Consider the following 26,910-nt stretch of genomic DNA (forward strand, 5'->3'; position numbering starts at 1 on the left):
CGCGCCGGGCGACGCGATGGCGCGTACGGGAACCACCGGGCCGGGTATTGCCGTTGCCCAGCCCGAAGGCGTTTGGAAAGATCGCTCAGCGCCGACGGCCGTACGCGTGCCGGCCATGACGTGTGACCGTCGGCGCTCGGCGGCCCGGCCGCCAGCCCCGTTCTCCGTTGCCACGACCTTGCGCCGCAAGCCGGTGTCCTCGCGCCTGAAAGGTGCCTGAATGACCTCTCCCAGCAGTGCTGTTCCTCGTCTGTCCGCCGTGTCGCACCCTGGCACGGAACTCGACGACGTCCTTGCCCTCACCTCCCGTGAACCCGTGTGGCGCCTGTCCGCCGACGCCTACCGGGCCGAGGCCGCCCGGCGGCGGTACCGCTCGGAGTGGACCTGGGCCGCCCGGAGCCCGGACGGCCGGCTTCTGGCCCGTGCCGTGTGGTGGGGGCAGAGCGACAGCGCCCACCCGATCGCGCTCGACTGCCTCGCGACAACCGACGAAGCACCCGCTGAGGAGAAGGCCGCTCTGGCCGCCGCGCTGGTGGACGCGGGGCATCGGGCCTTCCGTGCGGCGGGCGCCGAGACCCTGCCGCTGTACAACCTCCTGCGGCTGCCCGGCGCTTGGCGGGACGACCCCGATCATGCCGCCGCCGTGGCCTGGCGCCAGGAAGCCGCTCACCGCGCCGGACTGACCGTCGAGGTGGAACGCCTGCAATTCGAGTGGACGCCCGAGGCGCCGCTGCCCGCGGAGCCCGCGCGGCTGGTGTTTACGCCGGAACCGGACGACGACGTCTTCCTCGCCGCGATGGTGCGCGTGGCCGAGGGCACGCTCGACGCCCACACCCGGGAGAGCGAGGCGGCCAGGGGCCCTGAGGCGGCGGCCCGCGAGAGCCTGGAGTTCTACCTCGACCGGCCCGGCAGGCGGGAGTGGTGGTCCCTCGCGTACACCCCTGACGGCACCCTGGCCGGTCTCGCGATCCCCTCGGCGACTCCGTACAGCCGCAACGTCGGCTACCTCGGTGTCGTTCCCGAACTGCGCGGTCGCGGCTACGTGTCCGAGATCCTCGCCGCCATCACCCGCTTCCAGGCCGCGGCCGGGGCGGAGCGCGTCACCGCCACGACGGACCTCGGCAACCGCCCGATGGCGGCGGCGTTCACCCGTGCCGGATACCGCAACACGGAGACCCGGCTCATCTTCTCCGCACCGCTGGAATAGGGCCGCGGTGCGCGAAGACCGCCTCGTACGGCCGCTCCGTACGGCCCCTCATATATGACATGGCGAGGGCACGGCCGGAGGTGCGAGTGCGTCCGATGCGTGTCAGGGCATCGCGCATCTGCCTTCGGGCGCGTCGCGAAACCCGGGACCTGTTGGGCGAATCGGTGGAGTGCCTTATCAGGGACGGGTTTTGGCGTGGAATGAAGTGAGCCGTGCGCGCACCGTTGACGGTTTCTCCGGGCGACCCTACCGTGAGCCGTCAAAGGGCGTGGTTCATACGCGATATACGAACGTGTCGCTGAGTCGGCCGCCGGTGGCACGTCCTCGCGGGTGGTACGGCTGGGCCGGCGCCCGCACCGGATCAGGCAGGGGACGACGAGGGCGTCGTTCGCATCGCAGCGGCGGACTCACCGTCCCGATCGCACCGCAGGAGTTCGCAGTGGCCGACAGCCTCGCGCCGCACGGCAGCCCCCGGCCAGGAGTGCCGCCGCCCTCGCTGCCGCCCTCGCGTACCGAGGCGGTTCTGGAGTCCATCAGGCACGCGATCCTGACCGGCGAACTCGCCCAGGGCCAGGCCCTGGTGGAGACCGAACTGGCCGAGCGGATGGGGGTGTCCAAGACCCCCGTCCGTGAGGCGCTGAAGACACTGGCCGGTTCTGGCCTGGTGGTGATGCTCCCCTACAAGGGGGTCACCGTCCGCAGGGTGGACCCGGCCCTGGCGCGCGCGGTGTACGACATGCGGCTGCTGCTTGAGCCGGTGGCCGCCGGCCGCGCCACGGGGTCCGGCCGCGTGGCGGAAGAGGCCGAAGCCGCCCTGGACGCCGCCGACAAGGCCGGGGACGCCGCCGACCGTTCACTCGCCAACCGCGCCTTCCACCGGGCCCTTTACGCAGGGTGCGGCAACCCGCTGCTGGTGAAGGCCCTGGACGAACTGCGGGACCAGACGGCGCTGGTCTCCAGCGCGGCCTGGGCCCGGCGGCCGTCGTGGGAGCGGGAGGCCCGCGAGCACCGCGAGATCCTGGCGGCCGCCGGGGCCGGCGACTCCGGCCTCGTACGGACCCTGATGCGCGGCCACATCAGCGCCTTCGTGGCACGCAACTTCCCCGAGAGCGAAACGGAGTAGCCCGCAGATGACCGTGGACACACACCACAGCCCGACCTCTCTCGACGGCCTGCGGGGGAGACTGTCCACGGTGGTGGCCATCCCCGTCACACCCTTCCTCGGAGACGGCAGTGTGGACTGGGACACCCACGCAGCGCTGATCCACCGCCTGGCCGGCAATGGCGTCGAGGTGGTCACCCCCAACGGCAACACCGGCGAGTTCTACGCCCTCAGCGCCGCCGAGACGCGGCGGGCCGTGGAGTCGGCCGTGGCCGCCGTCGCGGGCCGGGCCGAGGTGGTGGCCGGGGTCGGGCTCGACATCGCGGGCGCGGTCGCGGCGGCCCGGCACGCCCGGGACGCCGGAGCCGGCTCGGTGATGGTGCACCAGCCGGTGCACCCCTACCGGTCCGCCGAGGGCTGGATCGACTACCACCGCGCCATCGCCGACTCCGTACCCGAACTCGGCGTGGTGCTCTACGTGCGCGACCCGCGCGTCTCCGGGGCGCAGATCCGTGCCCTCGCCGACCACAGCCCGAACATCGTCGCCGTCAAGTACGCCGTCCCCGACCCGGTGCGCTTCGCCTCGGTCGCGCGGGACGCCGGTCTTGAGCGCTTCGCCTGGATCGCGGGCCTGGCCGAGCTGTCCACGCCCGGCTACTGGGCGGTGGGCGCGACCGGCTTCACCTCCGGCCTGGTCAACGTGGCGCCCCGGCTGTCCCGCGCACTGCTGGACGCGCTGCGCGGTGGCGACTTCACCAGGGCGATGACGGTGTGGGAGACCGTACGCCCCTTCGAGGAACTGCGGGCGGCCGACGCGTCGGCGGACAACGTGAGTGTGGTCAAGGAGGCGCTGGCCCAACTGGGCCTGTGCGGAGCGGCGGTCCGGCCGCCGTCCCGCGTACTGCCCGAGGACGTGCGGGCGCGGATCGCCGGGCTGCTGTCCGCCTGGCGGGAGGGCGACTGGCTGTGAGTGACGACGGGAACGGACAGCTCGCGCTGCGCAGCGCCGCGTGGTTCGGCGAGGGCGCGACCGGCGGCGGACTGCGCGCCTTCAGCCACCGCTCGCGGATGCGGCAGCTTGGCTACCTGCCCGAGGAGCACCTGGGCAAGCCGGTCATCGCGATCCTGAACCCCTGGTCGGACATCAACCCCTGCCACATGCACCTGCGGGAGCGCGCCGAGCAGGTCAAACGCGGAGTGTGGCAGGCGGGCGGCTTCCCGCTGGAGTTCCCGGTCTCCACCATGTCGGAGACCTTCCAGAAGCCGACGCCCATGCTCTACCGCAACCTGCTGGCCATGGAGGCCGAGGAGCTGCTGCGGTCCTACCCGGTGGATGGCGCGGTGCTGATGGGCGGCTGCGACAAGACCGTACCTGCCCTGGTGATGGGCGCCGCGAGCGCCGCGCTGCCGGCGCTCGTCGTCCCGTCCGGGCCGATGCTGCGCGGCCACCACCGCGGCCGGACGCTGGGCAGCGGCACCGACCTGTGGTCGTACTGGGACGAGTACCGGGCGGGCCGGATCGACGAGTGCGAGCTGGCCGGGGTCGAACGCGGACTCGCCCGCTCACCGGGCCACTGCATGACGATGGGCACCGCCTCCACCATGACGGCCGCCGCCGAGGCGCTCGGCCTCGCGCTGCCCGGCTCCTCCGCCATCCCGGCCGTGGACAGCGCCCACCTCAGGATGGCCGCCGCCTCCGGGGCCCGTGCGGTGGGGCTCGTACGCGAGGGGCTGACACCGGCGAAGGTGCTCACCCGCGAGGCGTTCGAGGACGCCGCCGCCGCGGTGCTCGCCCTCGGCGGCTCCACCAACGCGCTGATCCACCTGATCGCGATGGCGGGCCGGGCCGGGGTCGCGTTCTCGCTGGAGGACTTCGACGCCATCGGCGCCCGGGTGCCGGTGCTCGCGGACGTACGGCCGGTCGGCACGTACCTCATGGAGGACTTCCACTACGCGGGCGGCCTCCCGGCGCTGCTGGCGGAACTGGCGCACGTCCCGGGCGCGTTGCACCCGGACAGGACCACCGTGACCGGCGAACCGTTCTCCTCCTACTACGCGGGCGCCGAGATCCTGGACCCCAAGGTGATCCGCACCCGCGCGGACCCGGTCGCGTCCGAGGGCGGAGTCGCGGTGCTGGGCGGCAACCTCGCACCCGGGCGGGCGGTGATCAAACACCTGGCGGCGGACCCGAGGCTGCTCACCCACACCGGTCCCGCCGTGGTGTTCGACTCCTACCCCGAGCTCAAGAGCCGGATCGACGACCCGGCGCTCGGCATCACCGAGGACACCGTGCTCGTGCTGCGCGGCGCGGGACCGCTCGGCGGGCCCGGCATGCCCGAGTACGGCATGCTGCCGATCCCCGCGTACCTCCTCGAACGCGGAGTCCAGGACCTGGTGCGCGTCTCCGACGCCCGTATGAGCGGCACCAGTTACGGCACCTGTGTCCTGCACGTCGCCCCTGAGGCGCACGCGGGCGGGCCGCTCGCCCTGGTGCGCACCGGGGACCTGATCACCCTGGACGTGCCGAACCGGCTGCTGACCCTTGAGGTGCACGACGAGGAGCTCCGGCGCCGCCGCGCCGCCTGGCAGCCGCCCGCACCCCGCTTCCAACGCGGCTACGGGGCGCTGTACGCCGCTCACATCACCCAGGCGGACGCGGGCTGCGACTTCGACTTCCTGGCCAGGCCCGGACACAACCCGGAGCCCGACCCGCACTGATCCGGGCCACCGGGCTCCTCCGGCACCAGCACACAGCCCATCTCCGGTGCCTTCCGGTCGGTGGCATCGCCGCCGCCGCGGCGCCGGACGGGTCGCGGCGCCGGGCGGGGGAGCGGCGCCGGACGGGTCGCGGCGCCGGACGAGGGCGCGGCCCGAGCTGGACATCGACTTAGCTTAGGCTAACCTTCCTTCATGACGAAGACCTCCAGGCTCATGCCGAAGCAGCCCGGCCTGTTCCGCGGCGAAGTGGTGCGGAGCGTGCGCCTCTCCCCGTCCATCCAGCGTGTGACGGTCACCGGAGCCGGCTTCGGTGGCTTCCCGTGGCAGGGCTACGACCACTGGTTCCGGCTGTTCCATCGACGGCCGCACCAGGAGCGGTTCGTCCTTCCCGAGCTGACCGGCGACACCTGGTGGAAGTCGTACCTGGCCATCCCCGAGGGCGAACGGCCGCACTGCGCCAACTACACGGTGGCCGGCTTCCGTCCCGGCGCCGCCGAGATGGACATCGACTTCGTCGTGCACTGCGACCCTTCGGGAGAACCCGCGGGCGCCGCGGCGATCTGGGCGTGCGCCACCCGCCCCGGCGATCCCATGGCCCTGCTCGACCAGGGGATCATCTTCGACTGCCCAGGCGACGCCACGGAGGTGGTGGTGGTCGCCGACGAGAGCGGGCTGCCGGCGACCGCGGGCATCCTGCGCTCGCTGCCGCGCGACACCGTCGGGCGCGTCATCCAGGAGATCCCGACGGCCGGCGACCGGCGCGCCCTCGACGCACCCGACGGCGTCCGGGTGACCTGGGTCGTGCGCGACGACCCCGGCGCGGTACCGGGCGCCGCCGCCCTGGAGGAACTCCGCGGGCACCAGGACTTCGACGGGTCCGGATACGCCTTCGTGGTCGGTGAATCGACGCTGGCCACGGAGGGCCGCCGCCATGTGCACCGATCGGGTCTGCCGAAGGAGCGCATCACCTTCTCCGGCTTCTGGAAGCACGACCGGGCGAAGGCGGCGGCGGTGGTGGCCTGATCGCGAAGGGGCGCGGTGCCTCCGGCGGGAGACGGCGCTCGTCGAGCACCCTGTTCCCGGCGGGAGACGCCCCGTCGAGCACGGTGCCCCCGGCGGGAGACGCCCCGTCGAGCACGCAGACGCGCGGGCCCTGCCTGTCGGCCCGCGACCGTAGGGGCCGAACGGTCGGCCCCTACGCTTTCCCGTGGCCGAGGGGCCACGCCTCGATGTCGCGGTAGCGGATCGGTTCCGGGCCGCGGCCCGCGTTGCTGCCGACCAGATGCAGACGTTCGGCGGGCCACGTGCTGCCGGTGAAGTCCGCGATCCCCTCGGCGATCCCCTCGACCGAGGACTGGTCGCCCCGTCGCGCGCGAGCCAGCGTCAGATGGGGCCGCAAGGGCCGGTCCGCGAAGGCGACACCGCGGCTCTTCACCACGGAGCGCACCCCCTCGGCCAGCAGGCGCATCGCGTCGAGATCGCCGTCCAGGCCGCTCCACAGCACCCGGCCGTCGAACGTGCCGCTGCCGCGCAGGGCCAGCGGGAACGGTTCGTGGTCCGCCGCGAGGGCGGCGAGCGGCGCGCGCAGGAGAGGGACGGTGCAGGCCGGCAGCTCCCCGAGGAAGGCCAGGGTGATGTGCCAGTCCTCGATGCGGTTCCACCGCAGTCGGGGGTGGGCGGCCCGGGCCCGGCCCAGTTCCCGGTCCAGTTCCTCCTTCGCCCGGTCGGGCGGGGCGAGGGCGATGAACACGCGTACGGTCGGAGGCTGGGGCTGTTCGTTCACATCCGACTTCGTACCGCACGCCCGCCGCGTGGGGGAAACCGCGTCCGTCCGAGGGCAGGCGTCGCGAGCGCGCGGGCCCGCCGCGGGCCGATGTCCGTACGTCCGCCGGCTCCGTCGCAGGCGGCGCTCAAGTGCCCGTGCGCCGGGCGCTCAGCGTGTTTCCGGGCGGCGCCGCTCGTCGTCGGGCGGCTCGCCCTCGGCGGAGTCCGCGAGCAGCGCGGTGTACTTCCGTGAGAGTTCCTCGTAGCGCTCGTCGGATTCCTTGGAGACCGGAATCACCGCACTCGCCACCGCGGCCCTGACCCAGCTGAAGACCCCGGCCGGCACCGAGCCGTCCGGTACGAGTTCCCTGGTGTAGGCGCGGGCCGGGGGCGCGTTCGTCTCACCGGGCCAGCCACTGCCAGAACGCCGACTCGTACGCCTGCATCATCCGTGCCGCCTCCAGCGCCGCAGAAGGGTCCTCTCCCGCGTCCAGGCCCGCCTGGAGAAGGCGTCCGGCCTGTTCCTCGAACCCTGGCGGCAGTGCCGAGAAGAACGTGAAGAACTCCACGTCACCGCCGCTCACGCCGTACCGCCTCGGTAGCGCCTCCGCCAGGCGCGCGCAATAGCCGCCCCAGAAGCCGAAGTTCACCAGCAGCGCCAGGGCCAGCTCGCTGCGCGTCCCGAACGTGACCAGCCAGCCGAGATAGTGGGGGTATCCCCGTGCGACAGGGGAGGGCCGCCATCCGGCCGGCCGGTCCTGGCCCGGATCGCCCTCCGCCGGGGCCGTCCGTGCGCCCGTCCCGGTGAGCGCCGACGTCAGCCGGGCCAGCAGTTCCAGGGCCCGCGACTCTCCCTGGGCCAGGCCGAGGAAGAGCTCCGCGGCCACGTCGTCGGCCCCGAACCGCGCAGCGGCCAGAGAGAAGCTGCGCCGGTCGCTGCGTACGAAGAACGACTCCTCCGCGGCCAGCTCGAACAGCCGCTCGCGCGGCGCCGCCCCGGCCTCCACCAGATCCACGAACTCGTTGTGCACGGCGGCGGCCGCCAGTTCGTCTCGGGCACGGGCGTACAACTCCCGTGCGTCGGCGAACCGGGCGTCAAGCGGTTCCATCACAACCTCCGGAGCGTTTGGGCAGGCAGTAGGCAGCAGTTGTCGGCCGGCAGCGGTTGTCGGCCTGTCGGCCAACCGGCCGGTCGGAGAAAACTATCCGGGTACGCCCCGCGGGAAGCGGCACCACGCCCGCCCGCGCGCGGGCCTCAGGGTACCGGCCGCCGGGGAGACGGGCCGCCGTGCTTGAACAGATCGACAACACCGCGCGGTGCCCATACCGTCGGGTCGCATGCCCACACCCCGAAGGAGGGCGAATTGTTCGGAGTCGGAAGCGCGGACACCGGCAAAGTCGCGCTGGTAACAGGAGCGGCCCGCGGAATCGGTCGGCAGATCTCCATCACGTTGGCCAAGCACGGTTATCACCTCGGCCTTGTCGACAAGTTGTCGGCCGATCTGTCCGTCACGGCGGAAAACATCGAACGGATGGGGGGCGAGGTCGTCTCGGTGACGGGAGACGTCTCCAACCCGGAGAATGTCGAACACTGCTGCGATACCGTGGAGAAGCGCTTCGGGCACGTCGATGTCCTCGTCAACAACGCCGGTTACGCCGGGCGGTTCGGCCCCTTCGCCGAGACCGATCCGGACGACTGGTGGGAGGTCATGACGACCAATGTGCGCGGGCCCATGCTCTTTTGCCGCAGGATGGTCCCGGCCATGCTCGAACGGGGCCACGGGTACGTGGTCAACATCAACACCAGGGTGGCGGTCCGGGACGACTCCGTGGCCACCTTCAGCGGGCTGGCGGCGTCCAAGGCCGCACTGGCACGGTTCACCGGCGCCCTCGCGCACGAGACCGCCGGCCGCGGGGTCGTCGTGCTCGACATCAACCCCGGCATGGTGCGCACCGCCATGACCGAGCAGCGCCCGGACTACGACGACATACCCGACACGGCGTTCCTGCCCGTCACCGTGGGCGCGAAGATGGTGGCAGCCCTGGTTTCCGGGCGGTACGACGTCCTGCACGGGCGGTTCATCCACGCCAGGGACGACCTGGACGCACTGGCCGAGGCCGTGGCGAAGGACCCCAGGGCCCGCGTCCTCGGGTTCGGCGCCACCGGGCCCGGCGACCCGGTCGCGTGACGGACGGCCCCGGCCGAGTGAGCGGAAAGACGCCGAGCCGCCCGTCGGGCACGAGTCGGCGTCGACCCGTCGGAGGGTGAGACGCCCCGTCCGGCCCCGGACGCGGTCGGGCTCAGCGCCTGATCGCGTCGCCCGGCGCCGTTCAGGGCCAACGGCCCCGTAACATCGCCCTCTTGGCCGCGCGAGTGCGCGGTGACAGCGCGTCCCGTGGGCCCGCCCCGTACCGGCTCAGCACCTCGCACGGTCCCGGCACCGGCCTGCGTGGATCGCGTCGCTCCCACCGGGACCGCGCCCCGCTGCCGCCGCCCGCCTCACACCGGCGCGCCTCTCCGTACGTCCGCGTCTCCTCGTATCCCGCCCATCCGCGCCTTCGACGACGGCACGGGCCGGCCCCGGTGACAGCTCCGGTTATTCCCGGCGCTTTTGTCAGGGCGACGTTTCGCCGTATCGATGAGTGTTTTTCGGGTGTTCAATCGCGTTCAGTGTTTGACTGGGCATCAAGGGCGACAATTCAAAATAGCTGAGGATAGCCTTCCGGTATGGATGACAAAGCGATCGGCCTGGCGATGCGGCAGCTCCAAGTCTACGCGGCCATGGTGTATTTCGCTCCGGAATGCGACGAGGAGCTGGGCGCCGCCGGTCTCGAACCCGGCGTGATGTGCTATTTCGGTGGCAGGGCTGCGCCCATGGGCGCGGTGCCCGCCTCGGTGGTCCATGCGACCTTCTACAACTTCCACCCGGACCGGGTTCGGGAGAACATTCCCAGGGCCTGGGAGCTGGCGAGCCCGGCCAAGGTGATCGAGGCCCGTCTCGTGGCGGCGGATCGCGCACTCCACCGGATGCTGGGCTCCGAGGTACTCGCTTCGCCCCGGGTCGCGGAGGCCGCGGAACTCGCGCGGCGCGCCACGCTGAGCGCGGACACCGAGGGACGCCCGCTGGCGGCGTCGCACCAGGAACTGGACTGGCCGGACGAACCGCACATGGTGCTGTGGCACGGACTGGCCACCTTGCGCGAACACCGGGGCGACGGGCACATCGCCGCTCTGGTCAACGCCGGTCTCGGCGGACTCCAGTCCATGGTGAGCCACTCCGCGACCCACGCCGGCTTCCTGCCGTCGTTCGCGCAGTCCCACCGCGGCTGGTCGAAGGAGCAGTGGAACGACGCGATCGAGGAACTGCGCGTGCGCGGGATCGTCGACGCGGCCGGTGACATCACCGAGCAGGGCGCGGCGTTGCGTGCGCGGGTGGAGGAGGACACCGACCGGATGGCCGCGGGGCCCTGGCGCGTTCTCGGGGACGAGGGCGCGCGGCGGTTGGCCGAGATCGGCGGCGAGTTGTCCAAGTCGCTGGTAGCCGCGGGCTGTCTGCCGGCCGAAGGGGTGTTCTTCAAGCATTGACCACCGCCGTCGCGGGGCCGGGCCGGTCGCGGCCGGGCTCCGCGACGGCGGTGCCGGTCCGGCCAAGCAGGCGTCGCCGACCTCCGGGGCCGCAGGCCGGGGGTCAGTCGTCGGAGGCGAACCTGATGACCTCGAAGGAGGTCGCGAGCTTGGAGCCGAAGTAGGTGCCCGCCCGCCGGCCCAGGGACTCCAGGAACTCGGCCGGGTCGAAATCCGCCCGGCCGAGGCCCTTGATGTACGCCTCGTGCGCGTTCAGCGAGGCCACACCGCTGTCGAAGGACTCCGTGACATCGACACCGTGCTCGGCCAGCGGGGAGTGTGCGACGAGGACCTGGCGCACACCGCCCCACGGTTCCAGGCCCTCGTCGAGGAGGTCGGTGAAGACCCACCGGTTGGCGGCGTCACGGACCGCGTCGATGATCGCCCGGCCGGTGGCGGTGTGGTCTGCGTGGTTGAGCGGAGCGTGCTCCCTGCCCAACTCCTCGGCGTCCCAGGTGTCATGGAGGTTGTTGGTTATCACCATCTCGGGACGGCGGACGCGGATCTCCCGCGCGATGGCGCGCCGCAGCGGCAGCCCGTACTCCAGGACGCCGTCCGGGAAGCCGAGGAACGAGACGGTGTCGACACCGACGATCGCGGCGGACGCGTGCTGTTCCGCCTCCCGGACCGGCCTTGCCTCGTCCGGCGCCATTCCGTCGATACCGGCCTCCCCGCTGGTCACCAGGCAGTAGGAGATCTTCTTGCCCTGCGCGGTCCAGCGCGCGATCGCGGAGGCGGCTCCGTATTCAAGGTCGTCGGGGTGCGCGACCAGGGCGAGACCGGTCTGCCAGTTCTCCGTCACGGGCGCGAGCTTCTTGCGGGGAGACGTCACGACGCACTTCCTCTCTTCTCGGGTTCCAGCCAGGAGTCACCCGACCGCTCACGCAGCCTCCCGGCCAACGCGTACCACTCCGCGGCGTAGATCTCCGCGAGGTCGGCGATTCGGTCACGGCAGTGCGGTGGGGAGTTGGTCATCAACGCCATGCACCCCTCACGGCCGGGCGCATGGGCGTGCAGCCAGCGAAGCAGGTCGCGGCCCGCTTCGGAGGATCTGAGGGCCGGATCGTCGCGGAGCTGCCGCAGGACCGGCCCGGGGTCGGGCTCCGGGTCCCGCGAGGCGGGCGCGGGCCGGCACGGCACACTGCTGAGGACTCCGGTGCGGGCCGACCCGGTGGGCACCGGGTCCTCTCCCCGCGCCATCCGCCTGCGGACGTCCAGGACGGTCGCGGGGGAGAGGCCCACCTCGCCGGCCACGTGCCGCAGGGACGTACGGGGTTCGAGGGCGAGGAGCCGGGCCGCGAGCCTGCGCCGCTCGGCGCCGTCGGCGGGCCGCCTGCGCTCGTCCGTACCCGTGCGCGCGTTCGGCCGCGGAACTTCCGAGGTTGAACGGAGCCTGGCGACCGTCTTGTCGGAGAGGCCGGCCGCCCCCGCGATGCAACGGTCCGACCGGTCGGGGAACATCGTGATCAGCCTGGCCGCCGCCGCCTTGCGCTCGGAGAGGGAAAGGGGCAGCCCATGGGCCCGGTTCGCGCGGACCGAAAGGAGGAAGGCCTCCTCGGCGGTACCGTCGAAGAACCGGGCCCTGATCACGTTCTCGCCGCGCAGGAGCGCCGCCCGGCTGCGGTGGAGGCCGTCGATGACGGTCATGGTCGGACGGTGGACGATGATCGGCGGCAGCAGTTCCGCGGCGATCTCCGCCAGGGCCCTGGTGTGTTCGGTGTCCTCCTCGGGAATGCGCAGCGATCTGCCGAATCTGAGCCCCGGCACATCGACCTCCCCGGCATCGGGGAGATATGGCTCCTCTTGACGCTCCGCGCGCTGCCGCACCGCGGATCTCCTGGGCGTTTCCTGCACGCGACCTCCCCAATGCGCACTCCCGCGTTATGAATAGAGCTGCACCAGCGAGAGTTTGAGTACCTTTCCGCTGGGACCCGTGGGCAGGGTCTCCGTGAACTCGACACGGCGCGGATACTTGTAGCCGGCCAGCCGGTCGCGGCTCCACGCGACGACATCGGCGGCCAGCGCGGGGTCCCGCGCGATACCGGGCCGGACCACCACGACCGCGCATACCTCCTCGCCCAGACGGTCGTCCGGGAGCCCGATCACGGCCGTCTGCGCGACGGCGGGATGCCGCAGCAGGACCTCCTCGACCTCGCGGGGGTAGACGTTGTAGCCGCCCCGGAGGATGACGTCCTTCTTCCGGTCGACCAGCCGCAGCATGCCGTCCGCCTCCAGCACGCCCAGGTCGCCCGAGCGGAACCAGCCGTCGACGAGGGCAGCGGCCGTCTCCTCGGGCAGGCCGAGGTATCCGGACATGACGTTGTGGCCGCGGATCACCACTTCTCCGACCTCGCCCGCGGGCAGCAGGTCGATCCGGTCCTCTCGTGCCGCACGGGCGATGCCGACCTCGACCCCGGCGATCGGGGTCCCGACCGTGCCCGCCCGCGTGGGCCGCCCCGGGTGGTTGTAGGCGACGCACGGGGAGGTCTCGGTCAGCCCGTACCCCTCGTACACCTGGCAGCCGAACACCTCCTGGACCCGTTCGAGGACCGGTACCGCCAGAGCCGAACCGCCGCTGTACGCCCGGCGCAGCCGGGGCGCGCGGGTGCCGTCGCCGGCCGCCTCAAGCAGTGCGTGATACATCGTCGGCACGCCCATGAACACGGTGCAGGCGTGTCGCGCCATCAGTTCCGCGGCGGCGGCCGCGGTGAATCTGGCCATCAGGACGACGGCCGCGCCGACATGGAAGGCGACGCTCATGATGCAGGTCTGGCCGAAGGTGTGGGACAGCGGGAGAGCGCACAGCAGTACGTCGTCGGGCTCGGTGGCGAACGGGGAGACGGCCGTGACCTCGATGTTGGTGACGATGTTGCGGTGTGTGAGCATGGCGCCCTTGGGGCGGCCGGTGGTGCCGGAGGTGTACAGGATCGCCGCGATGTCGTCGGGGGAGCTGGGGAAGTACCCGGCGCCCCGGGGAACGGGCTGGTGTGGATCGAGCCGTATCCCCTCGGTGCCGCCGTCGCCGGTCGTGAACAGGGTGACGTCGGCGGCGGCAGCCGCCTTCGCGCCCTCGCTCACGGTCGCCGGGGCGCAGATCAGCGCTCGCGCGCCACTGTCGGTGAGTACGAACTCGATCTCTTCGCAGCGCAGTTGCGTGTTCATCGGGACCACGGTGGCGCCCAGCGCGATGGCCCCGTAGTAGGCGACGGGAAACTCCGGGGTGTTGGGCAGCAGTATCGCGACGCGGTCGCCCGGCCCGATCCCGTGCGCGCGCAGGCCGGCGGCGCAGGAGAGGGCGCGCTCCCACAGCAGCCGGTAGGTGAGGGTGGCGGATTCGAAGACCACCGCCGGCGCGTCCGGCCGCCGTGCCGCTGTGTCGGCGAGCACGGCGGCCAAGGGTCGGGTCACACCGCTTCCCTTACGGCCGTGGACGTCCCCTTCCGCTCGGAGACGGTGGGTATACCGAGGTCGAGCCAGATCCCTGCGAGCGCCTCGGCGAACTTGCGCACGTCCGACGTGGTGTGGGTGGCGGAGGGCGCGATCCGCAGCAGTTCCTCACCCGCGGGCACGCTGGGGGCGTTGATCGCCTGCACGTACATGCGGTGCCGGGCGAGCAGCAGTGCCGACGCCTCCTTGCACAGCGCGTCGTCGCCGACGACCGCGGAGACGATGTGCGAGTCGGTGGACTTGAAGGGGATGCCGGCCTCGTCGAGCAGCCGGTGCAGCAGTTGGGCGTTTTCGAGGAGCCGTCCCCGCTCCGCCTCGGACCCGCGCAGGTGCCGCACCGCGGCGAGCGCGCCCGCCGCCGTGGCCGGCGGCAGCGAAGTGGTGAACACGAACGCCCGGGACGTGCTCCTGACGTAGTCGATGAGGTCGCGGGGCCCCGCGATGTAGCCGCCCACCGTCCCGAGCCCCTTGGCGAGCGTTCCCATGATCACGTCGAAGCGGTCGGCGATGCCCAGACGTGCCGCGATGCCCGCGCCCTGCGGCCCGTACATGCCGATCGCGTGCACCTCGTCGAGGAACGTGGTCGCGCCGAACCGCTCCGCCAGGTCGGCTATCTCGGCGAGCGGGGCGACATCGCCCGACATCGAGTAGACCGACTCCAGCACGATCAGCTTCGGCAGCTCCGGGTCGGTCTCGGCGAGCAACTGCTCAAGGTGCCCGACATCGCTGTGCCGGAAGATCCGCTTGGTCGCGCCGCTGTGCCGCAGCCCGTCGATGATCGAGGCGTGGTTCAGCGCGTCCGAGAAGACGACGGTGTCGGCCGGGGTCCCCGCGAGCACCGTGAGCGCACCGTCGTTGGCGGTGTAGCCGGAGGCGAACAGCAGCGCCGCGTCCTTGCCGTGCCAGTCGGCGAGCTCGTGCTCCAGCGCGACATGCTGGTGGTTCGTGCCGCCGATGTTGCGTGAACCGCCGGAACCCGCACCGAACTTGGCGACCGCGTCGTGCACGGCCGCCAGCACCATCGGATGCTGTCCCATACCGAGGTAGTCGTTGCTGCACCAGACACTCACCTCGGTCTCGCCGTCGGGTACCCGTGCCATGGCGCTCGGGAAGTGCCCGGCTCGTCTGCTGATCTCAAGGAATTCACGTGTGGGGGTCCCCGCCGGGGCCAGCTCGGCCGTGAAGTGTTCCAGATGCGTTGGCATGTTCTCCGACTCCGTTGTGGGTTGTGGCTCCGTCTGCTCTCACGCGTGCGAGGTGTGCCGCAGTCGCAGGCGCGGTTTGTCGGGCTTTCCAGCGGCGTTCAGGGGGACTTCGTCGAGGACCAGCACGGTCTCGGGGACGTGCGCGGGCGAGAGGATGTTGCCGATGTGCCCGCGCACCTCGTCGATGCTCACCGAGGCGCCGCGGCGCAGTGTGATCGCCGCGTGCAGATGCTCAAGGCCGTCCTCGCCGAGGAACCCGTAGACGACCGCCTGGGTGATGCCGGGGAGCGTCAGGGTGGCGCGCTCGATCACCGTGGGATACACCTTGACGCCGTCGACCTTGACCACATCGGCGACCCGGTCCAGCAGATGCAGCCGGCCGTGCTCGTCGATGAACCCGATGTCGCCGGTGTGATACCAGCCGTCGCGGAGCACCCGCGCGGTCAGCGCCGCGTCGACATAGCCGTCCATGACATGCGGGGAGCGGACCCGCACCTCGCCGGCCTGCCCCGCGCCGAGTTCGGCGCCCGTCTCCAGGTCGCTGACACTGATCTCCACACCGGGAAACGGCCGTCCCACCGTTGCCCGCAGCTCTGGATCGGCGTGCTCCTCCGGCAGCAGGTTGCAGATCCTGGCGGTCTCGGAGGTCCCGTACTGCTGGTACAGGCTGGGGCCGAACAGGTCGACCGCCTCCGCGAGCCGGGCGGGCGCCGCCGGGCTCCCCGCGTAGTCGAGGCGGCTCAGGCCGGCCAGGCCGGCGGCCGCCGCGTCCCGCAGCCCCTGCTCCTGAAGGCGGTCGATGATCCGGTACAGATGGCTCGTGGCCATGAAGGTCCTGGTCGCGTTGTGCTCGCGCGCCGCACGGAGCCAGGCCTCAGGTTCGAACTCCTCAAGCAGCACCAGCCGGCCCCCGTCGATCAGCGCGGCGTCGGCGAGTTGCGCGACCGTCTGGGCCAGCGGGGTGCCGACCAGGGCCGTGATCCGCTCGGCCTCCCGGCCCTGGGCGATCGTGCCGTACACCACGCTGTCCCAGGCCCGTCGAGACTTCCTGATGCCCTTGGGCCGCCCGGTGCTGCCACTGGTGAACGCGATGGCGGCGAGATCCCCGGGCGACCAGGGCACAGGTTCTGCCGGGCCCGGGTCGTCCCCCGGCGCGACCTGCCGCGCGCCCGGCACGCCGGGGCCGATCAGCGGGAGACCGGCCCGCCGCGCGAGCTCGGCCGCCCGGCCGGCGCTGTCCCGGTCGCAGTACAGCACCGCCGCCCCGGTGGTCCGGAGGATGTCCAGCTGGTCCTCGATCCCCAGCATCGCCGCACTCGACCCCGGATTGGTCGACCTCAGGTGGCCGACCGCCGCCCGCAGCAGATGGGCGGCGTGCCGCACCGCGAGGATGTCGGGGCTGTTCGGCGCGGTGAGCACGCCGACGACCGTGCCGTGTCCCACACCGCACTCGTGCAGGGCCCGGTGGGTCCCGGTCACCGTGCGCACGTACGCGCCCCCGGTGATCCAGGAACCGCGGTAGTGCAGCACCGGTGCTCCCGGCTCCTTCGCGAGGACGGAGAGCAGCTCGGCGACGTAACCGCCCGCTGCCGTCCACCACGCGCGACCGTCGGTCGCCATACTGATCTCTCCCTCCGACACGGATTCATTTCGCTGACAGGCGGTCCCGGGCGGGACCGGAGGTGTGCAGAGCCGGCGGTGGCCCCCTCGCGAGCGGCCCCCGGGGGTTCGCCGTCAGGGGCTCCTCGACCGGGGCGCCGCGCTCAGCTGCCCGCGAACTCGGCCCGCACCAGCCAGCTGCGCGAGGGCCCCTTCCGGTCGCGGGGCTGCACCTCGAAGGGCCAGTCCTCGTGCGCGGTGCTCGCCTCACCCGGCTCCTTGACGTCGCGCGCCTTCCAGCCGACCGAGGCGAGATACTCCTCCGGCTCGTCGGTGCCGAACAGCCAGGGAGTGCCGTCCTCCGTCAGGTTGCGGCGGAAGTCCCGGGAGAACGGGCTGCGCAGCAGCGCCTTGCTGACGAAGTCCACCCCCAGCCAGCTGCCGGGGGCCGAGGCCGAGCCGAGAGTGCGCAGCAGGTTGGTCGCCTGCTCCTCGGTGAGGAAGAACATCAGCCCCTCGACGACCCACAGGGTGGGCCTGCCGCGGTCGAATCCGGCCGCTTCGAGCTTGGGCAGCCACTCCTTCCGCAGGTCGACCGCCACCTCCTTGCGCGTCACCCGCGGCCGCGCGGACAGCTTGCCCAGCCGGCGGCGCTTCTCCTCGAGCAGGGCAGGGAAGTCGACTTCGTACACGGTCGCGTCGTCCGGCCAGCCGAGCCGGAACGGCCGGGTGTCCATGCCGGCGGCGACGAACACGATCTGCTGGATGTCGTTGTCGGCGAGGATCTGCTGGATGCCCTCGTCCAGGTACCGGGTGCGGATGGCGATGAACGGGATGAGCCCGCTGCCCCGGTTCTTCTCCAGCAGCTCGAATCCGCGGGGCGCGGCCAGCGCACGGGCGTGGGGGTCCGCGAAGATCGCCCGGTCGCCGCGTTCGGTCTCCAACGCCCGTGCCGCGGCTGTCCACTGGGACGTGTATGAGACGGCTTCCATGGGTGCTTCCCTTCAGGTGTGTGTCAGGCCGCGATGAAGAAGGCTTTTTCGATGGCGGCCAGGGTCTGGAAGTCCTGGATGTCGATGTTGTCGAAATCGATCTCCACGCCGGTGGCGTTCTCGATCACGTAGACCAGCTCGACGAAGGTCAGCGAGTCGACCAGACGGGTCTCGATGAGGTTCTCCTCGCTGTCGATGGTCTGCCGCTCCGGATGCCGCTTCAGAATCCAGTTGCGGACTTCGTCAATGCCTGTCGCTGCCATCTGCACTCCTGTTGTGTGGGTCGCAGGCCGTGAACGCCACGGCCACGGCACAGGGGTCGTCGTGGGTGATGCTGACCGAGATGTCCTCGATGCCTGCGCGCTCCGCCAGCTCCGCGGCCCGGCCCGCCAGCCGGACGACCGGCCATCCGCCGTCGGCGGTGAGGATCTCGATGCCGCGCCACGGCAGGGTCTGGCCGGGCGCGTGGAACAGTTTGAACACCGCTTCCTTCGCGGCCAGCCGGCCCGCGATACCCGGGATGTCCGGTCCCTCGGTGCCGTGGGAGAGCTCGATCTCCTCGGGGGAGAGCATGCGGGCCAGCAGGGGCCCGTCCCGTACCAGGTCGCGGACCCGGCCGAAGGGGACCATGTCGATGCCGACCCGGCCCGCCACCGTCATGTGACGCGCGCGGCGGCGTCCCGTACCGCCGCGCGCGCCTCGACGGCGCCGCCGTGTGCGTCCAGCAGGACGGCGAGCCAGCGTTCGAGACCGAACGCCACGCAGCTGGTGAAGGCGTGGCCGGAGCCGCCGGCCAGCCGGATGCCGCAGCGTTCACCGAAGAAGTTGCGGTGGGTGTTGACCGACGCGATGGCCAGGTCGCCCGCCTGGAACTCGTACTTGACCGGGCTGAGCCTGGACATCAGGGCGCGCGCGCCGTCGTTCTCGAAGAACGGGTCCGACGCCGCGAGCCGGTTCAGGCCGAGCCCCAGCTCCGCGCCGAACGCGGTGATCCGCTCGGTGAAGGCGGCCAGAACCCGCTGGGTGTGCTCGTAGGAGCCGAGCGCCACGATCTCCCGCATCTGGAAGCTGGCGAGACGGCGCAGCGGGACGTAGTGGTCCTCGTTGCGGAAGCACCGGTTCACCAGGGTCACCAGGGTGTCCTGGGTGAGCTCGGCGCCCTCGTAGAACAGGTAGGCGCCGAAGCAGGTGGCGTGCGGCAGGCCGAGCCTGGCCTCCTCCAGCGCGGCCGTGGGAAACCGGCCGTCCGCCGGCTCGGGCGGACCGCCGGCCAGCTCCAGCGAGGCAGCCACCAGGGCGAGTTGCGGGAAGTTCTGGTAGACATCGAACTTCTCCAGATCCGACACCGGATACATCGGGGGCGGCAGGATCTCCCGGGCCCCCGCGGCCCGGCCCCAGCCGGTGAACACACCGTCCAGCTCGCGGAGCAGATCGGTCTGGTCCGGATCGAGGATGGCCAGTGCGCCCGTGTGTGTGACCGGCGCGGTACGCGGCGCCATCAGATGATCCCTATCTTTTCGAGGAATTTGGACGTCTTGCGGAAGATGCTCTGCTCGTACGCCACCCGCGCGGGCGAGGCCAGCAGCTCCTCGCGCACGGCCAGCGGGTCGGCGAGTCCCGCGTCCCGGTAGACGTGCGGGTTGAACAGCGACTCGATGCTGTACGTCATGTACCGGCGCACGTAGTCGGCGATGTCGGCCAGCTCCTGCTCGGTCGACGTGCGCTGCACGTCGGTGAAGAGCGCGGTGACCAGCTCGCGGCCGAACGCGATGTGCCGGGACTCGTCCTGGTGGTGGATGCGGTTGATGGCCCGGATGGTCTCGTGCAGCCGGTCGTCCAGGGCCATCCGGGAGTTGAAGTGGTCGACCAGCTCCTCGAAGATCAGGATGCGTACGAAGACCAGCAGGCTCTCGACCTCCGACTTGGGGATCTCCGCACTCGCCCCGGCGGGCTGCCGGTAGATCTTCTTGCCGTAGCGCAGGCAGAACTCGGCGAAGAACCACATGTGCTCGTTCTCCTCACCGATGAAGTGGTGGAAGAACTCCGACGGCGTCTCGAATCCCCGGGTGTGGATGCGTCGGGTGACCTCGATGAGCAGTTCCCGGATGCCGTGCACGTTCAGGCTGTAGAAGTTGATGCTCTCGAACTTGGAGAGAGTGTGCAGCTGTTGTTCGGTCAGGCGCTCGGCGACGGAGGTGCCGTGAGTGGCGGTCAGCTCCGGTGTCATCCACCACATGTCCTCGGGCAGGCGCTCCGGCCACTCGAACAGCCGGTAGGGGTTGTAGTAGTCGTCGATCGACTTGTTGGTCAGCCGGTCGAGGATCTCCAGGAATCGTTTGTCGGTATTGATCAGCTCGCTGACCATGAGTGCCACTCCATTCGAGATCATGTGTGCCGTGCCGTGGCGCCGTGCCTGCCGTGCTGTGCTGTGCGGTGGTGTGTGCCGTGCCTGTTCGCGCCGTGTGCCGCCGTACGTACGCCCGTTGCTGTCGTCCGCCCGTCAGGTGCGGACCGGTGTGCGGACCGGGACCGGCTCGGCGGCCCGGCTCCGGTCCGTCGTGACCAGCCGGGCGGGGTACAGAGCGCGGAGCAGGGGTCCCGCCATCGCGGTGGTCACCACCGCCATGAGCACCCTCAGCGAGTACAACCCCCGCTCGGACCGGCAGCAGAAGGTACGCCGCGCCGAGCCGCGAGCAGCCCGACCGGCGCCACCACGTACGGTTTGCGCACGGCCCTCCGTCTCGTCTGCCACTCGGCCGGCACGGGCCGCGGCACACCGAACGCCGGGCCGGTCGGCGAGCCGCCGTGGTGCAGGACGGCGGCGGTACCCCGGCGCGGTGGACGGCGGGCGGGTTCCCGGCCGATCAGGAACAGGAACGGGGCGATCCCCCGGAGGTCACTCCGTCTCGACGGCCGGTTCGGCCAGCCGCCGGATGCGCAGCCTCGGCTGCATCTCCAGATACAGGCCACCCACCGCCTTGTCCGGCGAGGACGGCATCGAGTTCATCGCCTCGTTGTGGCCGGCGAGTACGCCGCCCTCGGTCTTGCTGTCGCCCTGGGCGTGGATGCGTTCGGCCACCCTGTCGAGCGCCGAGCTGCCGTCCCGGGAGTCGCTCAGGTCCTCGACCCCGGTCACGATGTGGAGGAAGGACTCGTACAGGTTGAGCATGTGCCGTTCGCGCCGGGTCAGCTTGTCGGCCTCGAAGAACTGCGACTCGCGGTTGTAGCTCTTGTAGAAGAACGACACCACGACCAGCAGCCGCTCGTACGCCTGCCGGTACGCCTTGGAGAAGAACCCGGTGGCCTCCTCCTCCGACAGGTCGCCCTCCACGACGGCGGAGATGGCCGCGGCGGCCAGCAGCGCGCTGAAGGTGGCCAGGTGCACGCCCGTGGACAGCAGCGGGTCCAGGAAGCAGGCGGCGTCGCCGACCATCAGGTAGCCCGGGCCGGTGAACCGCTCCGAGGTGTACGAGTAGTCCTGCTCGACCTTGAACTCGGGCAGCCGCTCCGCGCCCTCCACCGAGTCGGCGATACGGGGGCACTGGGCGAGGGCGTCGAAGTAGACCTCCTCGATCCCGCCGAGCCGCTCCCGCTCCGCGGCGAACGTCGACCTCTTGGCGACCAGGCCGACCGACTGCGTGCCGTCGTGCAGCGGAATCGACCAGAACCAGCCGTAGGGAACCGAGCAGACCGCGATCGCGCCCGCCGGGCCCACGTCCAGCGGTTTGACACCGCGCCAGTAGGACCACACCGCGACGTTCTTGAACGCTTCCTGGTAGTGGCGGTTCTTGAGGTATTTGGTGGCCATCACACCGGCCCTGCCGGACGCGTCCACCAGGAAGTCGAAGGTGATCTCACCGGTGACCGACCGGTCGGCGGTGGAGGCCCAGTGGGCCTTGACCGGCCTGCCGTCGTCGAATTCGATCTCGGTGACCCGCACCGCCTGTCGTATGTTCGCGCCGAGTTCACCGGCGTTTTCCAGCAGAATGTGATCGAATTCGGATCGGATCACCTGGTAGCTGTAGCGGCCCGGTCCTGTGAGGTGGTCGAAGTTGAGGTCCCAGTTCTCCGGGCCCCACTCGAAGTACGCGCCGTCCTTGCGGACGAAGCCGTAGTTGTCGATCTTCTCCCGGACGCCGAGCAGGTCGAGTACCGGAAGAACCGAAGGCAGGATCGACTCGCCGATGTGGTATCGCGGAAAGGTCGAGCTTTCCAGCAGAGTGACCTGGATGCCCTGTCGTGCAAGGAGTCCGGCGGCTGTGCTGCCGGCCGGGCCGCCGCCGATCACCAGTACTTGGGTATGTTCCCCCATTACCGATTCCTCGTCTCGGGTTGATGTCCAACTTCGGACGCAGGAGACGCTATGTATCGGCTGTCGAAACCCGCAACAACCGGAAGAGGGTGGCCACATGTGGCCATCCTCCACTTGTTCCGCGGCCGTCTGTGGGCCCGGCCGTACGGTTATGGTGATCGGCGCGGCCCGGTGCGGGGAAGGGCCGTCCCGCCGCCGCGGTGACTGAATGCGGTCATCCACTTCCGGGAATATGAGGCACCCCTCTTCTCTTCAGGATTCGGCCCGCGGCGGCCCGGTGCGGGAGATATCCGGAAAGGATCAGCAGTGACCACACACGAGAACGCGACGAAGCCGGTTCTGGTGACCACGACCTCGGGCGTGGTGGCCGGCAAGGTGCGTGAGGGTGTCGTCTCGTTCAAGGGAATCCCGTACGCGGCGGAGCCCTACGGTGACAACCGCTTCAAACCGCCCCGGCCTCCGCGACCGTGGGACGGGGTGCTCGAAGCCTTCGAGTTCGGGCCGTGCGCGCCGCAGCCCCCGACGTACTCGCTCGTGGACGCCACTCCCCTCTACCCGTGGGAGACCGACTGCCTGAGCCTCAACGTCTACACGCCCGACGCCGGGGCGGCGCGGCTGCCCGTCATGGTCTGGGTGCACGCGGGCGGCTACAGCTCGGGCGGCGCCTCCACCCCCCGGGCCGACGGGTCGGTCTTCGCGCGCGAGGGCGTTGTCGTCGTCGCGATGAACTACCGCCTCGGCGTGGACGGATTCCTGTCCCTGCCGGGCGGCACCACGAACGCCGGCATGCTCGACGTGGTCGCCGCCCTGCGCTGGGTGCGGGACAACATCGCGGCCTTCGGCGGCGACCCGGACGCGGTCACCGTCTTCGGCAACTCGTCCGGCAGTGCCATCATCGCGGCGATCGCCAAGACCGTCGCGGGGGAGGGGCTCATCCACCGGGCCATCCTGCAGAGCCCGTGCCCCACGCTGGTGGCCGAGGCGGACGAGGGACGCGAGGTCGCCGAGCGCGTCCTCGCCGACATGAACATCGGGACCGACCTGCGCGACATCCCGCTCAAGGAGCTGCTGGGCCGTCGCCACCGCGCCCTGGACGTCCGCTTCCGCGACGCCGCCCGCTGGCACCCGTACACGTACTGGTTCAGCCCCTACATGCCGGTGGTGGACGGCACCCTGTTCACCGACTCCGCGCTGAGCGAGCGCATTCCCGCCTCCGTCGATCTCCTGATCGGCACCAATCGCGACGAGTCCCGGTACTTCCTGATGCGCAACGGGCAGTTCACCTCCGCCACGGAGCAGGACGTACTCGACGCGCGGAAGGCGTACGACGTGCCGGACGAATGCCGTGCCGCCGCCGACTCCCTGTACGGCCACCTGCCGATCGGAGAGCAGCTCGCCGAAACGGTCACCAACTGGATCTGGCGCGGCCCCACGATCGAACTCACCAAGCTGCACGCCGAATCGGGCGGCAATACGTTCGCCTACGAATTCGCCTGGCAGGAGTCTCCCGCTTTCGACGGCTGCTACGGCGCGGCGCACTTCCTTGAGGTTCCCTTCCTCTTCGACCAGCTCGACGATCCGGCGTTCGCCCCCCAGGTCGGTCCCGACGCCCCCGCCGATCTCGGCCGCGCCCTGCGCCGAAGCTGGGTGCAATTCGCCACGACCGGTGACGCCGGCTGGCCCCGCTATGACGACGAAAGCCGCTCTGTCATGATTTTCGACAGCTCCCGGCGAGTCGAGAGGGACCCTCGTGAATACCACCGCGCGGCCTGGGACGCCCACCGCACAAGCCCTGCCTCTCACAGGTGACCGTGCCGACGCCGCGTTCCGGCGTCCCGTCTGGGAGTATCCCGATGCGTAGCTTGATCATCGACAATTACGACTCGTACACGTTCAATCTCTTCCAGCTGATAGCCGAGGTGAACGGCAGCGATCCGGTCGTTCTGCGGAACGACGACCCGGTCCTGACCACGCTGGACCTCGCGGAGTTCGACAACATCGTGGTCTCACCCGGTCCCGGAAGCCCGCGGACGGCGCGCGACCTGGGCCATGTCCCCTCCCTCCTCGCCAGGACCGGTCTGCCGGTGCTCGGGGTGTGCCTCGGCCACCAGGCGATCGCCTTCGGCGCCGGCGCGAACGTCGACCGCGCCCCCAGGCCGCGGCACGGCCATCTCACCACGGTCCGGCACACGGGCGACGGCCTGTTCAGGGGCATCCCGCAGGACTTCACCGCCGTGCGCTACCACTCGCTGTGCTGCGAAGAGCCCCTGCCCGGCACGATCGAGGCCACGGCATGGGCGGAGGACGGTGTCGTCATGGCGATCAGGCACCGCCAACGGCCCCAGTGGGGCGTCCAGTTCCACCCCGAGTCCATCGCCTCGGAGTACGGCCGCGAGATCGTCGCCAACTTCAGGGACCTCACGCTCGCCGGTGCGGGGGAGAGCGGACACACTCCCCGTGACCGGACACGCAAGCCACCGGCGCCCGCCCGGCCGGCGCCCCGGGCCGGGGACGACGCCTACCAGCTCCTCGAAGTCACCGTCCCCGGCGCCGTCAACACCGAAGCGGCCTACACGCAGCTGTTCGGGCGCTCCGAGTACGCCTTCTGGCTCGACAGCAGCCGCGTCGAGCCGGGACTCTCGCGCTTCTCCTTCCTCGGCGACGCCTCGGGACCGCTCAGCGAGGTACTGACCTACCGCCTCGCCGACCAGGCCGTGGTCGTACGGGACGGGCAGGGCGTGCACACGGAGGCCGGCACCATCTTCGACATCCTGGACCGCCGCCTGAGCGAGCGCCGGATGACCGGCGCGGGCATGCCGTTCGACTTCACGGGCGGCTATGTCGGCTACCTCGGCTACGAGTTGAAGGGCGATCTCGGCTCGGACAACCGGTACAGCGCCGAAACCCCCGACGCGGCCTGGATGTTCGCCGACCGCCTGATCGCCGTCGACCACGAGCGTGAACTCACCTATGTGATCGCGCTGCACCGCGGCGACCCGGATGCAAGGAAAGCCGCTCAGGCGTGGATCGACGACACCGCCGCCTTTCTGGTCGCGCTGCTCGGCGCGGCCGGAGCCGGGGAAGAGGGGCGGACGGGCGCCGCCGAGGCGGCGAGCGACACCGCCGATCCGGGCCCGTCGCTGTCCCGGGACCCGCAGGGCTACGTCCGCGACATCGAGGAGTGCCGGCGCCAGCTCGTCGCGGGGGAGAGCTACGAGATATGCCTGACCAACAAGGTCAGGGTCCCCTTCGACGGCGACGACCTGGAGTACTACCGCAGGCTGCGCGCGTCCAACCCGGCGCCGTACGGGGCGCTGCTGCGGCTCGGTGACGTCACGGTCTTCAGCTCGTCGCCGGAACGGTTCCTCAAGATTGACGCCGATCGGGTGGTGGAGACGAAGCCCATCAAGGGAACGGCGCCCCGCGGGTCGGACCCGGCCCAGGACGCGGAACTCGCGGCGGAGCTCGCCAGCAGCAGCAAGACGCGCGCCGAGAACCTCATGATCGTCGACCTGCTGCGCAACGACCTGGGCCGCGTCTGCGAGATCGGCAGTGTCGGCGTACCGCGGTTCATGGCAGTGGAGTCCTACGCCACGGTGCACCAACTGGTCTCCACCGTAAGGGGAGTTCTGCGACCGGAGATCAGCGCCGTGGAGTGTGTGCGCCACTGCTTCCCCGGCGGATCGATGACCGGTGCGCCGAAGCTGCGCACCATGGAGATCATCGACGGCCTCGAAACGGAGGCGCGGGGCGTCTACTCGGGCACACTGGGCTTCCTCGGGCTGACCGGAACGGCCGATCTCAACATCGTGATCAGGACCGCCGTCCGCTACCGCGACGAGCTGAGCATCGGGGCCGGCGGCGCCATCGTCCTCGACTCCAGCCCGCAGGGCGAGCTGGACGAGATGCTCCTCAAGGCCAGCGCCTCACTGCGGGCCCTGCCGCCCGCGCCCTCGCACACCAGCCGGCGCCCGGTGTGAGCGCCGAAGGAACCCTCAGCCGGCGCTGGTCCTGGTCCGCGTCGAGCGGGAGGTTCACGGAGGTGCCGACCGGCGGCGGCGTGGACGTCATCGACTCCTGGCTGGTGGCCGACGGCGAAGTCGTCGACCTCGGCGCGCACTTCGACCGGTTCGCCACGTCCTGCGTCGCACTGTTCTCCGTGCCGCGGGAACGTACCTCGGCCTTCCTTCGCGCCGCGGTGTGCCTCGTCCCCGGCGACGGCCGGTGGTTCCCCCGCGTCGAACTCGCCGCCGTCGGCGGCGAGCCGGTCTTCCATCTGTGGCTCAGGCCGGCGCCGCCCCGTGCCGAGACCGTCCGGGCCTGGGTCTACGACGGTGACGACCGGCGCGGGCACCCCCGGGTGAAGGGCCCCGACCTGGACTGGCTGGCGGACGTGCGGTCGGCGGCCCAGCGGCGGGGCGCGGATGAGGCGGTCCTCCTGTCCGCGGACGGGCGGCTGATCGAAGGGACGACGACCAGTCTGCTGTGGTGGCAGGGCGACACCCTGTACGCGCCCGACGCGGAACGCCTTGATCTGCTTCCCAGCGTCACCCGGGAGGCCGTCCTGCGGCTCGCCACCGCCTCCGGGACGCCCGTCGCCCACGCGTGCCCCCGCCCGGAGGACCTGGCAGGGCTCGAAACCTGGACGGTCAACGCCCTGCACGGCATCCGGCCGGTGCGTGAATGGGTCGGATCATCCGGGATGCGGCCCGGGCCGGCTTCGCGGGCGCGAAGGTGGCAGGCACGGCTGGAGGCGCTGGCGGCCGACCGGGGCCAGGAGCCCGCCCGTCGATGAACCGAGGTGCCCGCAAAGCGAGTTGCCGCCTGTGACGGCGGTTGCTCCTGCTCATAGTTCGGCCATCCCGAACTCTCGTACTGTGTGCTACCGTACTCACCATGCAACCGCTGCCCGAGCCTGCCCCCGAGTCGCTGACGCTTG

Annotated in this window: 26 protein-coding genes; 11 read left to right on the forward strand and 15 right to left on the reverse strand. The window is 71.0% G+C overall.

Translation table 11 applies throughout. From position 1 onward, the window contains the following. From LCE31_RS14590 to LCE31_RS14615, 6 genes are all read left to right on the forward strand, one after another. Positions 1-220, forward strand: a 220-nt coding sequence (locus LCE31_RS14590; protein ID WP_225014678.1) for a hypothetical protein, incomplete at its 5' end; no start/stop codon positions are given. Then, on the forward strand, positions 221-1,207 hold the full coding sequence (locus tag LCE31_RS14595; RefSeq protein WP_225014679.1) for a GNAT family N-acetyltransferase: 987 nt from the start codon (positions 221-223) through the stop codon (positions 1,205-1,207). It abuts the gene before it with no gap. Between the two features lie 439 nt (positions 1,208-1,646). Next, a complete protein-coding gene (locus tag LCE31_RS14600) occupies positions 1,647-2,330 on the forward strand; it encodes a GntR family transcriptional regulator (protein ID WP_374118469.1) in 684 nt (227 codons plus the stop codon). 7 nt (positions 2,331-2,337) lie between these two features. Next, positions 2,338-3,279, forward strand: coding sequence for a dihydrodipicolinate synthase family protein (locus tag LCE31_RS14605; protein WP_225014680.1), 942 nt, complete (start codon positions 2,338-2,340; stop codon positions 3,277-3,279). Next, positions 3,276-5,027, forward strand: a complete 1,752-nt coding sequence (locus LCE31_RS14610; RefSeq protein WP_225014681.1) for an IlvD/Edd family dehydratase — start codon at positions 3,276-3,278, stop codon at positions 5,025-5,027. The genes LCE31_RS14605 and LCE31_RS14610 overlap by 4 nt, the downstream gene beginning before the upstream one ends. Before the next feature lie 192 nt (positions 5,028-5,219). Continuing rightward, the gene (locus LCE31_RS14615) at positions 5,220-6,050 is read left to right on the forward strand and encodes a siderophore-interacting protein (protein WP_225014682.1); all 831 of its coding nucleotides are present in this window, start codon (positions 5,220-5,222) and stop codon (positions 6,048-6,050) included. Positions 6,051-6,222: 172 nt separating this feature from the next. Here the strand turns inward: LCE31_RS14615 and thpR are convergent, their stop codons facing one another. From thpR to LCE31_RS14630, 3 genes are all read right to left on the reverse strand, one after another. After that, positions 6,223-6,810 (reverse strand): RNA 2',3'-cyclic phosphodiesterase, encoded by a 588-nt coding sequence (gene thpR / locus LCE31_RS14620; RefSeq protein ID WP_225014683.1) that lies wholly within the window; start codon positions 6,808-6,810, stop codon positions 6,223-6,225. A gap of 150 nt (positions 6,811-6,960) precedes the next feature. Then, positions 6,961-7,137, reverse strand: a complete 177-nt coding sequence (locus tag LCE31_RS14625) for a hypothetical protein (RefSeq protein ID WP_225014684.1) — start codon at positions 7,135-7,137, stop codon at positions 6,961-6,963. 55 nt (positions 7,138-7,192) lie between these two features. Further along, complete coding sequence (locus tag LCE31_RS14630) at positions 7,193-7,900, reverse strand: hypothetical protein (protein WP_225014685.1); 708 nt, start codon at positions 7,898-7,900, stop codon at positions 7,193-7,195. A 255-nt stretch (positions 7,901-8,155) separates the two neighbouring features. Here LCE31_RS14630 and LCE31_RS14635 point away from each other — a divergent pair, with 255 nt between their 5' ends. Together LCE31_RS14635 and LCE31_RS14640 are read left to right on the forward strand one after the other, a co-directional pair. Continuing rightward, positions 8,156-8,980 (forward strand): SDR family NAD(P)-dependent oxidoreductase, encoded by an 825-nt coding sequence (locus LCE31_RS14635; protein ID WP_225014686.1) that lies wholly within the window; start codon positions 8,156-8,158, stop codon positions 8,978-8,980. Between the two features lie 539 nt (positions 8,981-9,519). Further along, entirely contained in the window at positions 9,520-10,377 is an 858-nt protein-coding gene (locus tag LCE31_RS14640; RefSeq protein ID WP_225014687.1) for an SCO6745 family protein, read from the forward strand. A 103-nt stretch (positions 10,378-10,480) separates the two neighbouring features. Here the strand turns inward: LCE31_RS14640 and LCE31_RS14645 are convergent, their stop codons facing one another. From LCE31_RS14645 to LCE31_RS14695, 12 genes are all read right to left on the reverse strand, one after another. Further along, the gene (locus LCE31_RS14645; protein WP_225014688.1) at positions 10,481-11,248 is read right to left on the reverse strand and encodes a PIG-L deacetylase family protein; all 768 of its coding nucleotides are present in this window, start codon (positions 11,246-11,248) and stop codon (positions 10,481-10,483) included. Then, positions 11,245-12,270, reverse strand: coding sequence for a ParB/RepB/Spo0J family partition protein (locus tag LCE31_RS14650; RefSeq protein ID WP_225014689.1), 1,026 nt, complete (start codon positions 12,268-12,270; stop codon positions 11,245-11,247). Before LCE31_RS14650 ends, LCE31_RS14645 begins: the two co-directional genes overlap by 4 nt. Before the next feature lie 27 nt (positions 12,271-12,297). Then, the gene (locus LCE31_RS14655; RefSeq protein WP_225014690.1) at positions 12,298-13,824 is read right to left on the reverse strand and encodes a long-chain-fatty-acid--CoA ligase; all 1,527 of its coding nucleotides are present in this window, start codon (positions 13,822-13,824) and stop codon (positions 12,298-12,300) included. Then, positions 13,821-15,068, reverse strand: coding sequence for a 5-aminolevulinate synthase (gene hemA, locus LCE31_RS14660; RefSeq protein ID WP_225014691.1), 1,248 nt, complete (start codon positions 15,066-15,068; stop codon positions 13,821-13,823). The genes LCE31_RS14655 and hemA overlap by 4 nt, the downstream gene beginning before the upstream one ends. Positions 15,069-15,107: 39 nt before the next feature. After that, complete coding sequence (locus LCE31_RS14665) at positions 15,108-16,688, reverse strand: ANL family adenylate-forming protein (RefSeq protein ID WP_225014692.1); 1,581 nt, start codon at positions 16,686-16,688, stop codon at positions 15,108-15,110. A gap of 143 nt (positions 16,689-16,831) precedes the next feature. Then, positions 16,832-17,659 carry a class I SAM-dependent methyltransferase gene (locus LCE31_RS14670; RefSeq protein WP_225014693.1) on the reverse strand — a complete coding sequence of 276 codons (828 nt, stop codon included), beginning with the start codon at positions 17,657-17,659 and terminating at the stop codon, positions 16,832-16,834. A 23-nt stretch (positions 17,660-17,682) separates the two neighbouring features. Further along, positions 17,683-17,922 (reverse strand): phosphopantetheine-binding protein, encoded by a 240-nt coding sequence (locus tag LCE31_RS14675; RefSeq protein WP_225014694.1) that lies wholly within the window; start codon positions 17,920-17,922, stop codon positions 17,683-17,685. Continuing rightward, on the reverse strand, positions 17,903-18,319 hold the full coding sequence (locus LCE31_RS14680) for a holo-ACP synthase (RefSeq protein ID WP_225014695.1): 417 nt from the start codon (positions 18,317-18,319) through the stop codon (positions 17,903-17,905). Before LCE31_RS14680 ends, LCE31_RS14675 begins: the two co-directional genes overlap by 20 nt. Continuing rightward, positions 18,316-19,158 (reverse strand): hypothetical protein, encoded by an 843-nt coding sequence (locus tag LCE31_RS14685; RefSeq protein WP_225014696.1) that lies wholly within the window; start codon positions 19,156-19,158, stop codon positions 18,316-18,318. Before LCE31_RS14685 ends, LCE31_RS14680 begins: the two co-directional genes overlap by 4 nt. Then, a complete protein-coding gene (locus tag LCE31_RS14690; protein WP_225014697.1) occupies positions 19,158-20,024 on the reverse strand; it encodes a diiron oxygenase in 867 nt (288 codons plus the stop codon). The genes LCE31_RS14685 and LCE31_RS14690 overlap by 1 nt, the downstream gene beginning before the upstream one ends. Before the next feature lie 135 nt (positions 20,025-20,159). Continuing rightward, on the reverse strand, positions 20,160-20,285 hold the full coding sequence (locus tag LCE31_RS40420; protein ID WP_263631851.1) for a hypothetical protein: 126 nt from the start codon (positions 20,283-20,285) through the stop codon (positions 20,160-20,162). 270 nt (positions 20,286-20,555) lie between these two features. Beyond that, positions 20,556-21,971 carry an NAD(P)/FAD-dependent oxidoreductase gene (locus tag LCE31_RS14695; RefSeq protein WP_225014698.1) on the reverse strand — a complete coding sequence of 472 codons (1,416 nt, stop codon included), beginning with the start codon at positions 21,969-21,971 and terminating at the stop codon, positions 20,556-20,558. A 306-nt stretch (positions 21,972-22,277) separates the two neighbouring features. Between LCE31_RS14695 and LCE31_RS14700 the strand changes: the two genes are divergently transcribed. The 3 genes from LCE31_RS14700 to LCE31_RS14710 are packed head-to-tail and all read left to right on the forward strand — an operon-like array spanning position 22,278 to position 26,766. Then, positions 22,278-23,780 (forward strand): carboxylesterase/lipase family protein, encoded by a 1,503-nt coding sequence (locus LCE31_RS14700; protein WP_225014699.1) that lies wholly within the window; start codon positions 22,278-22,280, stop codon positions 23,778-23,780. A 44-nt stretch (positions 23,781-23,824) separates the two neighbouring features. Next, positions 23,825-25,951, forward strand: coding sequence for an aminodeoxychorismate synthase component I (pabB, locus tag LCE31_RS14705; RefSeq protein WP_225014700.1), 2,127 nt, complete (start codon positions 23,825-23,827; stop codon positions 25,949-25,951). Further along, positions 25,948-26,766 (forward strand): aminotransferase class IV, encoded by an 819-nt coding sequence (locus LCE31_RS14710; protein ID WP_225014701.1) that lies wholly within the window; start codon positions 25,948-25,950, stop codon positions 26,764-26,766. Before pabB ends, LCE31_RS14710 begins: the two co-directional genes overlap by 4 nt. Positions 26,767-26,910 lie beyond the last annotated feature (144 nt).

The organism is Streptomyces sp. 8L (assembly GCF_020176795.1).
Lineage (GTDB): Bacteria > Actinomycetota > Actinomycetes > Streptomycetales > Streptomycetaceae > Streptomyces.

Bases quoted from the DNA above. Each gene is read 5' to 3' on its own strand.
- LCE31_RS14595 (WP_225014679.1), top strand. From the start codon at position 221: ATGACCTCTCCCAGCAGTGCTGTTCCTCGTCTGTCCGCCGTGTCGCAC.
- LCE31_RS14605 (WP_225014680.1), top strand. From the start codon at position 2,338: ATGACCGTGGACACACACCACAGCCCGACCTCTCTCGACGGCCTGCGG.
- LCE31_RS14615 (WP_225014682.1), top strand. From the start codon at position 5,220: ATGACGAAGACCTCCAGGCTCATGCCGAAGCAGCCCGGCCTGTTCCGC.
- LCE31_RS14630 (WP_225014685.1), bottom strand. From the start codon at position 7,900: ATGGAACCGCTTGACGCCCGGTTCGCCGACGCACGGGAGTTGTACGCC.
- LCE31_RS14640 (WP_225014687.1), top strand. From the start codon at position 9,520: ATGGATGACAAAGCGATCGGCCTGGCGATGCGGCAGCTCCAAGTCTAC.
- hemA (WP_225014691.1), bottom strand. From the start codon at position 15,068: ATGCCAACGCATCTGGAACACTTCACGGCCGAGCTGGCCCCGGCGGGG.
- LCE31_RS14665 (WP_225014692.1), bottom strand. From the start codon at position 16,688: ATGGCGACCGACGGTCGCGCGTGGTGGACGGCAGCGGGCGGTTACGTC.
- LCE31_RS14670 (WP_225014693.1), bottom strand. From the start codon at position 17,659: ATGGAAGCCGTCTCATACACGTCCCAGTGGACAGCCGCGGCACGGGCG.
- LCE31_RS14675 (WP_225014694.1), bottom strand. From the start codon at position 17,922: ATGGCAGCGACAGGCATTGACGAAGTCCGCAACTGGATTCTGAAGCGG.
- LCE31_RS14680 (WP_225014695.1), bottom strand. From the start codon at position 18,319: ATGACGGTGGCGGGCCGGGTCGGCATCGACATGGTCCCCTTCGGCCGG.
- LCE31_RS14685 (WP_225014696.1), bottom strand. From the start codon at position 19,158: ATGGCGCCGCGTACCGCGCCGGTCACACACACGGGCGCACTGGCCATC.
- LCE31_RS14690 (WP_225014697.1), bottom strand. From the start codon at position 20,024: ATGGTCAGCGAGCTGATCAATACCGACAAACGATTCCTGGAGATCCTC.
- LCE31_RS40420 (WP_263631851.1), bottom strand. From the start codon at position 20,285: ATGGCGGTGGTGACCACCGCGATGGCGGGACCCCTGCTCCGCGCTCTG.
- LCE31_RS14695 (WP_225014698.1), bottom strand. From the start codon at position 21,971: ATGGGGGAACATACCCAAGTACTGGTGATCGGCGGCGGCCCGGCCGGC.
- pabB (WP_225014700.1), top strand. From the start codon at position 23,825: ATGCGTAGCTTGATCATCGACAATTACGACTCGTACACGTTCAATCTC.